The organism is Erythrobacter colymbi (assembly GCF_002155685.1).
Lineage (GTDB): Bacteria > Pseudomonadota > Alphaproteobacteria > Sphingomonadales > Sphingomonadaceae > Erythrobacter > Erythrobacter colymbi.
In genome coordinates, this window is sequence record NZ_MUYK01000040.1 from 1 (window position 1) to 10076 (window position 10076).

At 60.2% G+C, this 10076-nt stretch carries 10 protein-coding genes and 1 pseudogene; 8 read left to right on the forward strand and 3 right to left on the reverse strand.

Annotation, left to right across the window (positions count from 1 at the left end; genetic code table 11):
* Positions 1-73 precede the first annotated feature (73 nt).
* Positions 74-1072: an IS110 family RNA-guided transposase gene (locus BZF57_RS20125; RefSeq protein WP_082734746.1), complete on the forward strand. Its 999-nt coding sequence runs from the start codon at positions 74-76 to the stop codon at positions 1070-1072.
* 241 nt (positions 1073-1313) lie between these two features.
* On the opposite strand, the pseudogene istA (BZF57_RS20130) reads toward BZF57_RS20125, so the two are convergent.
* The 3 genes and pseudogenes from istA (BZF57_RS20130) to BZF57_RS20140 all read right to left on the reverse strand — a co-directional run.
* A pseudogene (gene istA / locus BZF57_RS20130) lies at positions 1314-1916 on the reverse strand (IS21 family transposase); the annotation flags it as partial.
* Positions 1917-2082: 166 nt separating this feature from the next.
* Complete coding sequence (locus tag BZF57_RS20135; RefSeq protein WP_162291057.1) at positions 2083-2724, reverse strand: NrsF family protein; 642 nt, start codon at positions 2722-2724, stop codon at positions 2083-2085.
* Positions 2725-3208: 484 nt separating this feature from the next.
* The gene (locus tag BZF57_RS20140) at positions 3209-3772 is read right to left on the reverse strand and encodes a TetR/AcrR family transcriptional regulator (protein ID WP_067407099.1); all 564 of its coding nucleotides are present in this window, start codon (positions 3770-3772) and stop codon (positions 3209-3211) included.
* A 140-nt stretch (positions 3773-3912) separates the two neighbouring features.
* Here BZF57_RS20140 and BZF57_RS20145 point away from each other — a divergent pair, with 140 nt between their 5' ends.
* From BZF57_RS20145 to istB, 7 genes are all read left to right on the forward strand, one after another.
* Positions 3913-4452, forward strand: a complete 540-nt coding sequence (locus tag BZF57_RS20145; RefSeq protein WP_067407101.1) for a carboxymuconolactone decarboxylase family protein — start codon at positions 3913-3915, stop codon at positions 4450-4452.
* 35 nt (positions 4453-4487) lie between these two features.
* Positions 4488-4976 carry a DUF417 family protein gene (locus BZF57_RS20150; protein ID WP_086741148.1) on the forward strand — a complete coding sequence of 163 codons (489 nt, stop codon included), beginning with the start codon at positions 4488-4490 and terminating at the stop codon, positions 4974-4976.
* Between the two features lie 58 nt (positions 4977-5034).
* Positions 5035-5643 (forward strand): outer membrane protein, encoded by a 609-nt coding sequence (locus tag BZF57_RS20155; RefSeq protein WP_086741150.1) that lies wholly within the window; start codon positions 5035-5037, stop codon positions 5641-5643.
* A 390-nt stretch (positions 5644-6033) separates the two neighbouring features.
* A protein-coding gene (locus BZF57_RS20160; protein ID WP_143738601.1) for an IS3 family transposase occupies positions 6034-7175 on the forward strand; the annotation gives its coding sequence in 2 pieces (ribosomal slippage) (positions 6034-6274 and positions 6274-7175; 1143 coding nt in all).
* A gap of 90 nt (positions 7176-7265) precedes the next feature.
* A complete protein-coding gene (locus BZF57_RS21830) occupies positions 7266-7535 on the forward strand; it encodes a carboxymuconolactone decarboxylase family protein (RefSeq protein WP_420810229.1) in 270 nt (89 codons plus the stop codon).
* A 141-nt stretch (positions 7536-7676) separates the two neighbouring features.
* The gene (gene istA / locus BZF57_RS20170; protein ID WP_162290999.1) at positions 7677-9203 is read left to right on the forward strand and encodes an IS21 family transposase; all 1527 of its coding nucleotides are present in this window, start codon (positions 7677-7679) and stop codon (positions 9201-9203) included.
* An 11-nt stretch (positions 9204-9214) separates the two neighbouring features.
* On the forward strand, positions 9215-9955 hold the full coding sequence (gene istB, locus BZF57_RS20175; protein WP_086738086.1) for an IS21-like element helper ATPase IstB: 741 nt from the start codon (positions 9215-9217) through the stop codon (positions 9953-9955).
* Positions 9956-10076 lie beyond the last annotated feature (121 nt).

Consider the following 10076-nt stretch of genomic DNA (forward strand, 5'->3'; position numbering starts at 1 on the left):
CATGTTATGGGATGGACGCCTCCCGTCTTCCGGGCACCATAGGTGTCCAACCAAAAGGAGGAAGGCGATGACGATGGAAATGTTAGCGATCGACTTGGCGAAGCAGTCGTTCCATCTACACGGGATAGATGCTGACGGGGTGGTGGTCTCACGCAAGGTGAGTCGTGCCAAGCTCGAGGATGCAGTGGCTGAACTTGGTCCTGCAGTCGTCGCCATGGAGGCTTGTGCGAGCGCCCACCATTGGGGGCGACAGCTCGCAGCGGCCGGTCGTCAAGTGCGTCTGGTAAACCCCAGATTCGTCAAGGCGTTCGTCCGCGGCTCCAAGAACGATGCTATCGATGCGGAGGCGATCTACGATGCAGCTTCGAGGCCTACTATGCGCTTCGTGCCAGTGAAGACGACCGAGCAGCAGGATCTTCAATGCCTACATCGCGTGCGTGAGCGGTTGGTCGTCCAACGCACCTCGCTCATAAACCACGCGCGAGGGCTTCTCGCCGAGTATGGCGTCGTGCTGCCCAAAGGTCCGTGGCGCTTCCGTCAACAGGCTCCTGCTGCGGTAGCTGAGGCTGATTTGTCCGAACTTGCCCGCGAGCTGTTTACGGAGTTGATCGATCAGCTCACCGACGTAGAAGCCCGCCTCGCGAAGCTCGATGCCAAGCTCGTTAGCATCTGCCGCGAACATGCCGCATGCCGTCGGCTTGCTGCGTTGCCGGGCGTCGGGCCGGTGATCGCGACCGCGCTCGTCGCAGCGGTGGATGACGGTCGACATTTCCGCTCAGGCCGCGAGCTCGCCGCCTGGATCGGATTGGTCCCAAGACAGTATACGACCGGAGGCAAACCCAAGCTCGGCGGCATTGGCCGACGCGCCAACCACTACCTGCGCAGACAACTCATTCATGGCGCGAGGGCAGTGATCAGCCGACTGGCTGCGAAAGACGATCAACGATCAGTTTGGTTGAAGGGAATTGTCGCTCGGGCGGGCTTCAACAAGGCGCTCGTGGCGCTCGCTAACAAGACGGCCCGCATTGCTTGGGTTCTGTTGGCGCGGAAGGAAGAATATCTGCCGGCGTAACGGCGCCATGCAAACGAGGTCTGTCCTACAGCGATTGCGAGGTGGATACTGATGGTGCAACGGCATGGGCCGCCGCTTCGAAGCCTGATTTTCGACAAGGCCATCAAGGCCGATCATGTTATTAGGCAAGAAGTAGCGGACTCCCATCAAGGCCAGAAGCCTAACCGCTTCAACCAAAGGCCGGATAGATTCATGCAACCCGAGCCAACTGTACCGATCAGAATCATCTTGCGGCGGGAGGCGTCCATAGATTATCGAAGATCCCGCGCTGCGGCACACCACCCAGCACGCGGAATGCCTGCGTCAGTGCATCAAACAGCATCTCATGCGTCTGTAACGGATAGGCCCGCACGATGAACGCCTTGCTGTGTGATAGTTTGGTATGGGCCGCCTGCAGCTTGACACGCTCGCCACCAAGAATTGCCCAATCTTCGCTCCAGTCGAACTGGAACGCCTCACCTGGCTGGAAAACCAAAGGCACGTATGTTCCGCGGCCACTGGCCTGCTGTGCCAAGAGACGGCCTGCCTTCCAATCCCGCACATAGGCAGCGACACGATTATAGGACCCTTCGTAGCCCAATACGGCCAGATCAGCATGCATCTGCTTCGCCGTGCGCTTCTGCTTGCGCGATTTGCCAGCCTCGATTTGTAACCAACCCGTCAGCTTCTCAGCAAACGGGTCCAGCTTGCTCGACCGGTCAGGTACCTTGAACTGCGGCACCACCGTATCCGCGCGCAGATACTTGCGGATCGTGTTGCGCGACAAACCGGTGCGCCGCTCAATCTCACGAAGCGGGATCTTATCACGAAGGCGCCACCGGCGAATTACACTCAATAAATCCATGTCGATCACTCCCGATACCCCTGACTGGTCAGCCAGGGGCGGGTTCAAACATGGGTCAATTCTCAATGGAAATTTATGCCCTTACCGGGTCACTTCTCAGCGGAAATCTACACAGTGGGCAATTCATCGAGCCGATCACCAACGAACCCGATTGGCTTTGCATTCACTACCACCGAACCAACGAAGGCACAATCAGGCGACCTATTGCCGTCGCAAGGAATAGAGCGACAGAATGCCAGAGCCAGATGTGGACTATGTCGTTCTCCGGGCAATAGAGGGAGAACGTGAAGATCCCGAAGCTGCCCGCGGCGAGGCCGGTCAAAAGGCCTGCCTGCTCGGGAGAGGTCGGTGCACCGCGGCGCAGCCACCAAATGAGCGAAGCCATGACGATCGCAGAAGTGCTACCGACAATCGTGAAGCACACCGTCCCGTGCGCGACGGACTCGTGCGCAAGCAGATCCTGACGCTGGCTAAACGCAAACAGAAGTGCAGCAATCGGCAAAAGGGTGACCATTGCCGCAGGCCACATCCATCCAGTGTGGACGGCTCCAACTCTCGGGTGGCTCATTGTCACCACGCTACCGGCGGAGGCAGTCGCAAGCAAAAGGTATAGCCCGGTGGCAATCAGGTGGCTGGGTTCGAATTGGCCGGCGGCAAGATCAGCCTTGATCCCGAACAGTCCGATCATTGCAGACAAGCCCAAGCCCGCCGAGGCGATGGCTACGGCAAAACCTTGGGTTTGCTTAAGCGGACGGACCGGCTCGAGTTCGCAGACCAATTCGTCGATAAGCGTGTGGGTATTGGACATGATAATTTGACGCATTTCCTGTCGCGGCGCGCGGGCTTGCTTGCCACTTCAGAATACTGTTCGTTCATACGAGAAGGAAGGTTACCCATCCGGGCCGTGAGCAAAAGGCCAAGGGTGCCCGCTTCTTGTGACGTGCCCGTAGCTCGTCACGATTTGATCATGCAGGAAAAAACGGCGCTGGCCAAGACTGTCACAACTCCGTCGCTGAGGCGCCCGGGTATGACACTTTCCCTTCGCAATGGGGGTGTTTTGCGCGGGGGGATTATCTCGGCCAGCACCGAGGCGACCCGTGGGCTTCTCGTCCCTTCGGGTTAGCGGGCTGTCGCAATGCTTCGGTTGGAACGTGATGGCGGTGAAGAGGGAGGAATTTTGGCGCGACAGTCATTCAGGAGTACCGGCAAACAAATGGCTCTAGCTGCAATTCTCGTCGCCGGTTTCGCAGATTTCTTGCATCGGGTTACATGCGGGGCTCGCAATCGCGCGCTTATTTGTGGTCGTGAAAAAAGACGCCGATGCCGTGCCGAACCGTGGCGACGAGAGGATCGAAAGCACACCCGGCACGAACCGAGATCCGAAGCCCCACGTAGAATGCGACCAAGGCGCGGGCGCGTCCGAGTAAGGGGTCCGCGTCGTCAAGCTTTCGGGCAAAGGTAAAGGCGAGGCGTTCCATTGCGTCCGACACGGCAGTCCCTATCGCAGGATCAATCATGGTGCGGTCAGCTCCGGCGTTACACAGGAAGCAGCCGCGCCGATGACTTGACTCAGCCTCTGCGATGACAATCGCAAACAGCGCCGCAAATGCGTCGCGCGGGTTATCATGCTGGGCAAGGACGCGAGCGGCCTCGGCGGCCTCGTGCTGCTCGTAGTGTCGCAGAGCCGCCAGATAGATCCCGCGCTTGTCGCCGAATTCACGATAGAGGCTTTGCTTGGCGAGGCCGGTCGCAAGTTCGATATCGTGCAACGAGGTGCCCTCGTAGCCCTGAAGCCAGAACAGTTCCTTAACGGCGGCAATCGCTGTTTCGGGGTCGAAATTTTTGGGTCTGCCCATAGCGCGAACTTTTTTGTTGACTGACTGGCCCGTAACATATAGAGCGATTCTCGAGACGGCGCAAGTGGCCATACCCGGACTTCTTGCGCCTCTCTTTTGATCTAATTGTTACCATATGATAACTTACTAGGAGATGCACAATGACCCGTATCAATCCCGTTCTCGACACCAATGCCTCGCCCGAAGCAGCAGCGCTGTTTGCCGCAATCAAGGGCAAAGTCGGCATGGTTCCCAATCTGTACCGCACGACCGCGCAGCGCCCGGCCGTGCTTTCCGCGCTGCTTGGCCTCGGTGACGCGCTCGGCAAAGGCACGTTCGATGCCAAGACCCGCGAAGCAATCGCGCTGACGGTCGCAAAGGCCAATCGCTGCGACTACTGCGCCTCGGCCCACAGCGCCATTTCGGCTTCGATGAAGGTCGGCCAGGAAGAAATTCTTGCCAACCTCAACGGGACATCGGGCAACCCGCGCCTTGCGGCCATTCTGGCGCTTGCCTCGCGGATCGTTGCCGAGAAGGGCCACCTAACTGATGCCGATCTTGCCGACGCGCGAGCTGCTGGCCTTGACGATGGCGATATCATCGAAGTGACAGCCAATGTCGTCGCCAATATTTTCACCAATTACATCAACCACATTGCCCAGACCGACATCGATTTTCCGGTCGTGGCCACCGCAGCCTGAGGCCCTTGGCCACAGCTGACACAAGGAAGTTCGTCATGACAACAATTACCCAAGAGGGCGCTGCGCCGATCAATTCGGGCGCGCTTGAAAATGCTGCACGCACGGCAGTCTACCTATCCCTGCCGGTCATCTTCGTCTGGTTTGGGGCGATGAAGTTCACCGCCTACGAAGCCGAGGCCATCAATGGGCTGATCGCCAACAGCCCTTTCATTTCGTTCCTGCTCGGGATCTTCTCTGGCCAGGGCATCTCTAACATCATCGGCGGCATCGAGGTCGTCATCGGGTTGCTTATCTCGGCTCGGTTCGTGGCTCCGCGGCTCGCGCATTACGGAGCACTGGCGGCGGCGGCAACCTTTGTCCTGACATCGAGCTTCTTTCTGACGACGCCCGGCGTGTTTGAGCCAAGCGTCGGCGGACTCGGCATTTCGGTGCTGCCCGGCCAGTTTCTGCTCAAGGACATCGGCCTCTTTGCTTTGTCGCTGTGGGCTGCGGCCGACAGCCTCGCAGCGGCCAGGGCACGCTAAGACAAGACTCACCTCATCACATCGTTCTCCTCCCCATCTGAGAATAAGGAAAACAATCATGAAGCATGCAATTCTCGCAGCCATTGCGCTTGCGGCAACCGCCACTCCCGCCTTTGCGCAGGATGCACAGCCATTCGAGGGCCCGTTCATCGGGGCGAGCGCTGGCTGGAACCGGGCCGAAGCGGCCGGGCGCACGGAAGGGGGGCAACCCCTTGATGGCGAAGTGGCCCGCGATTCGGTCGTGATCGGCGCTTTTGCGGGCTATGATCACAAGGTCCTAGACCGCGTGGTTCTTGGCGCCGAAGCGGGCTTCAGCATCGCCTTGGATGACAGCAGCGCGGGTCGATCTGCTGGCAATCAAATCACGCTTGATGAACGCTACAGCTTCGATCTGACAGCTCGGGCAGGCTATCTCGTAACAGATGATGTGCTGATTTATGCCCGTGGCGGCTATGCCAACAGCCGCGTGCGGACGGAGATCGAGCAGGCTGGCAGTATAGCAACTCGCAGTGACAATCGCGATGGCTGGCTGGTCGGCGGAGGCGCAGAATATGCGATCTCGCCCAATATCCGGGCCCGGGTTGAATATCGCTACAGCGACTTCGGTTCCGATGGCCGCAATAGCGAACGACATCAGACGCTGGTCGGTATTTCCTACAAGTTCTGATCTCGTGGTTGTGGGGGCGACGTCAAGCGTCGCCCCCTTAGCCTTGATCAAGGAGGTTGCCATGTACCCTACAAGCTTTGCGGAAGTCGTAACGTTTCCGCTCGTTCGCTTCGCCAGTCAAAATGACGCGGCGCTTAATGCCTTGGCAGGAGGCTCCATCATGATGGCGTTGGCCTGCGCAACGGTCGCTTCGACAAGCAACTTGTTGAGATCACGACCATAGCACCCCCTTGCATAATTATGTATGCGTATCCATAAAAGCCTATCACGGCCACAGGCAAGAGCGAGACCAACTATGAACTTTCCTTTGCATGATGAAACCACCGCCCCCTGAGTAGCCCCTAGATTTCTGGACGCCTTCGATCCTAATTTTGAGGACAGGAGGCAATGATGGGGAAGCCCAATTTCAGTGATGAGTTCAAGCGTGATGCGGTGGCCCAGATCACCGAACGCGGATATCCTGTAGCCGAGGTCTCGCAGCGGCTCGGCGTCAGCCAGCATTCGCTGTATGCCTGGAAGCGGCAGTTGGCCCGACAGGTGTCCGGCGATGCCGGCAAGGATGCCGAGATCCGCCAGCTGAAGCGCGAACTGGCCCGGGTGACCGAGGAGCGCGACATCCTAAAAAAAGCCACCGCGTATTTCGCCAGGGATGCAAAGTGAGATACGCGTTCATTGCCGAGCATCGTCACCAGTTCAGGGTTCGGGCTATGTGTCGGTGCCTGCGCATCCAGCCCAGTGGTTTCTATGCATGGCAGAAGAGCCCGCTGAGCCAGCGGGCTCGGGAAGATGCCCGGCAGACCGATCTGATCCGCAAAGCCTGCAACGACAGCGGCAAGGTCTATGGCTACCGCAAGCTGCACGATGACCTTCTGGATCACGGCGAGACCTGCTGCCCCAACCGCGTTGCGCGGTTGACCAGGCTGGCGGGTATCAGGGCCCAGGTCGGCTACAAGCGTCGGCCTGGCAGCTATGGCGGCAAACCTTCCCTGGCGGTCGACAACACTCTGGATCGCCAGTTCGACGTGGCTGCGCCAGATCGGGCCTGGGTGACAGACATAACCTACATCCGCACCCTGGAGGGCTTTGCCTATCTGGCGGTCGTAATCGATCTCTACTCGCGCCGCGTGGTGGGCTGGTCGATGCAGAGCCGACAGACCACCGATGTCGTGCTGCAGGCGCTGCACATGGCGGTATGGCGGCGCAAGCCGAAGCAGCGGGTGTTGATCCATTCGGATCAGGGCTCGCAGTTCACCAGCATGGACTGGGCTGCTTTCATCCGGGCTCACAATCTTGAGCACTCGATGAGTCGACGCGGCAACTGCCATGACAATGCCGTCGCCGAGAGCTTCTTCTCGTCGCTCAAGCGCGAACGCATCCGGCGCCGGACCTACAAAACCCGCGAGGAAGCCCGGCAGGATGTGTTCGATTACGTCGAGATGTTCTACAACCCCGTGCGCAAGCAGGTCAGGAACGGGATGCTGTCGCCCGTCGAGTTCGAACGGCAGCAGATTTTGAAAGCGGAAGGCGTCTAGAAAACTAGGGGCTACTCACCCGAGGCAGCCCGCGAACACCTCGAGACAACCCGACGCAGCTTTGGCATGATCCCCAATCTCGAGCGTGTCATGGCGAATGCCCCAGCGTTGCTTGCGACCTACAGCTTCGGGTGGGAAGTTTTCGACGAGACCTCTCTCTCGCCCGTGGAACGGCAGATAGTCTACCAAACGGCCAACTTCGAAAACGAGTGTAATTACTGCGTTCCCTGGCACACCTTGCTCGTCAAGCAAGCGGGTGCGGATACTGAAACAGTCGAAGCGCTGCGGCGCGGTAGTTGCGGATTCCGAGGTGATCTCGCGCGGTGTTCCGATTTGATCGCGCGCGGGATTCCGAGGTGATGGCGCGCGGTGTTCCGAGAATTGCGCGCGCAGCATTCCGATATGATCGCGCGCAGTTTGAGGTGAGGCTCACCTGATCGTTGGGGCATTCTTTCGACCGGATAACGGTTGGAGGAATGCATGCCGACGAGGAGAGTTACGATGCGCCATGTGCGCGAGATTTTGCGTCTGAGTCTGGACTGCGGGCTTTCGACGCGGGTGGTTGGCGAGCGGGTCGGGGTCGGACCGACGACGGTCCGGGATACGCTTCGGCGGTTCGATCGGTCGGGTCTGACTTGGCCAGTGCAGCCTGAAATGACGGACAGCGACCTGGAGTCCCGGCTCTACGGCGTGCCAGGGGTGAAGCCCGGGCGCCGCAAGTTGCCTGAGCCCGACTGGGCGGTGGTGGCGCGCGAGTTGAAGCGCAAGCACGTGACGCTGCAGATCCTGTGGGAGGAATACCACGCGGCGAACCCCGACGGCTATCGCTACAGCCGGTGGTGCGACCTGTTCCGGCGCTGGGAAGGCCGGCTGCCGCTGGTGATGCGCCAGAGCCATGCCGGCGGTGAGAAGCTGTTCGTTGATTATGCGGGCGACACGGTGCCGGTGGTGGTAGACCGCAGAACCGGCGAGATCCGCGATGCGCATCTGTTCGTCGCGGTGCTGGGCGGCTCGAGCCTGTCGTTTGCGTGTGCGACCTGGACCGAGCAGTTTGCTGACTGGGCCGAGGCTCACAATGCTGCCTTCGCATTCTTCGGCGGAGCGCCGCAGCTGCTGGTGCCCGACAATGCCAAGGTCGCGGTGATCAAGGCTTGCCACTTCGATCCGATGCTCAACCGCAGCTACACGGACATGGCTCGGCATTACGGGACGGCAGTGCTGCCGGCACGGCCGAGGAGGCCCAAGGACAAGGCGAAGGTTGAGGCCTGTGTCAGGATCGTCGAGCGCTGGGTGCTGGGCCGTCTGCGCAATCGCATCTTCTACAGCCTGGCCGAGCTCAACGCTGCCATTGCCGAGTGCCTTGCTGATCTGAATGAGCGCCGTGTGCTTCGCCAGTTCGGCCGCACGCGCCGCCAGCTGTTCGAGGAGGTCGATGCGCCGAACCTGAAGCCGCTGCCACCGGAGCCATGGGTTCATGCGCAATGGAAGCGCTGCCGGGTTGGGCTCGATTACCATATCGCGCTCGAGCAGCATCATTACTCGGTGCCGCACCGCTACGCGCGGCGCGAGGTTGAGGTGCGTTACACGGCCCGCAGCGTCGAGATCTTCCTCGGCGGCGAGCGGATCGCGGTGCACATGCGCGGCAGTGGCAATGGTCGGCACACGACCGTGCCCGAGCACATGCCATCGAGCCACCGGCGCTATCTCGACTGGACACCGGCAAAGATCCAGGAGGAGGCGGGCCGGATCGGCCCGATGCTGTCGCTGTTGATGGCGCGCATCATCGAGGACCGGCCGCATCCCGAGCAAGGCTACCGTTCGTGCCTGGGGATCATCGGCTTGTCCAAGCGGTTCGGCGCTGAGCGCCTTGAAGCGGCTGCGCTTCGCGCGCTGGAGATCGGCGCGCGCAATTATCCGTCTGTAAAATCGATCCTCGAAAAGGGGCTCGACAAGGTGCCCGTGTCCAAAGCCCCGGAGCGCGAGCCGATCCTGCACGACAATATCCGGGGCTCTCAATACTACCACTGAAAGGAGCAAGGATGCTCAAACACCCCACACTTGATCAGTTGAACCAGCTTGGCCTTATCGGCATGGCCCAAGCCTTTGCGGATCTGGATGGCAATGGCGATGCCGCCAGCCTGAACCACGCGGAATGGCTGGCGCTGCTGCTCGATCATGAAGCGACATGGCGCAATGACAAGCGCCTCGCCCTGCGCCTGCGTCAGGCAAAGCTGCGGCACCAAGCCGTGCCTGAGGACGTTGATTATCGCAGCGCCCGCGGGCTCGATCGGCGGTTGTTCGAAATGCTGCTGAAGGGCAGCTGGATCGCTGCCCATGAGAACTGTGCGATTATCGGACCAGCAGGGGTCGGCAAGAGCTGGCTGGCCTGCGCCGTCGGGCATCAGGCCTGCCGTGACAATCGCTCGGTTCTCTACACCCGCCTGCCGCGGTTGATCGACGAGCTGTCGCTTGCCAAGGGCGATGGCCGCATTGCTGCGCGCATGAAGAGCCTGGCCCGCGTGGACCTGCTCATCCTCGATGACTGGGGGCTTGAGCCGCTCGATGGCAATGCCCGCCATCATCTGCTGGAGATCCTCGAGGATCGCTATGGGCGCCGTTCAACGCTCGTAACAAGCCAGCTACCCATCGCGCGCTGGTTCGATCTCATCGGCGATCCGACCTACGCCGATGCCATCCTCGATCGGCTTGTCCACAACGCCCACAGGCTCGAGCTATCCGGGGAATCCATGCGGCGAAGCATCGCCGCTCAAGCCGCTTGACCCGCGGCAAAGCATAGTGCCACAACATACCAACGATCAGGTGCTTCACCTGCGCGCGATCAAAGCGGAACGCTGCGCGGCATCAGATCGGAATACATGCGCGCGATCGTCGGAATCCGCA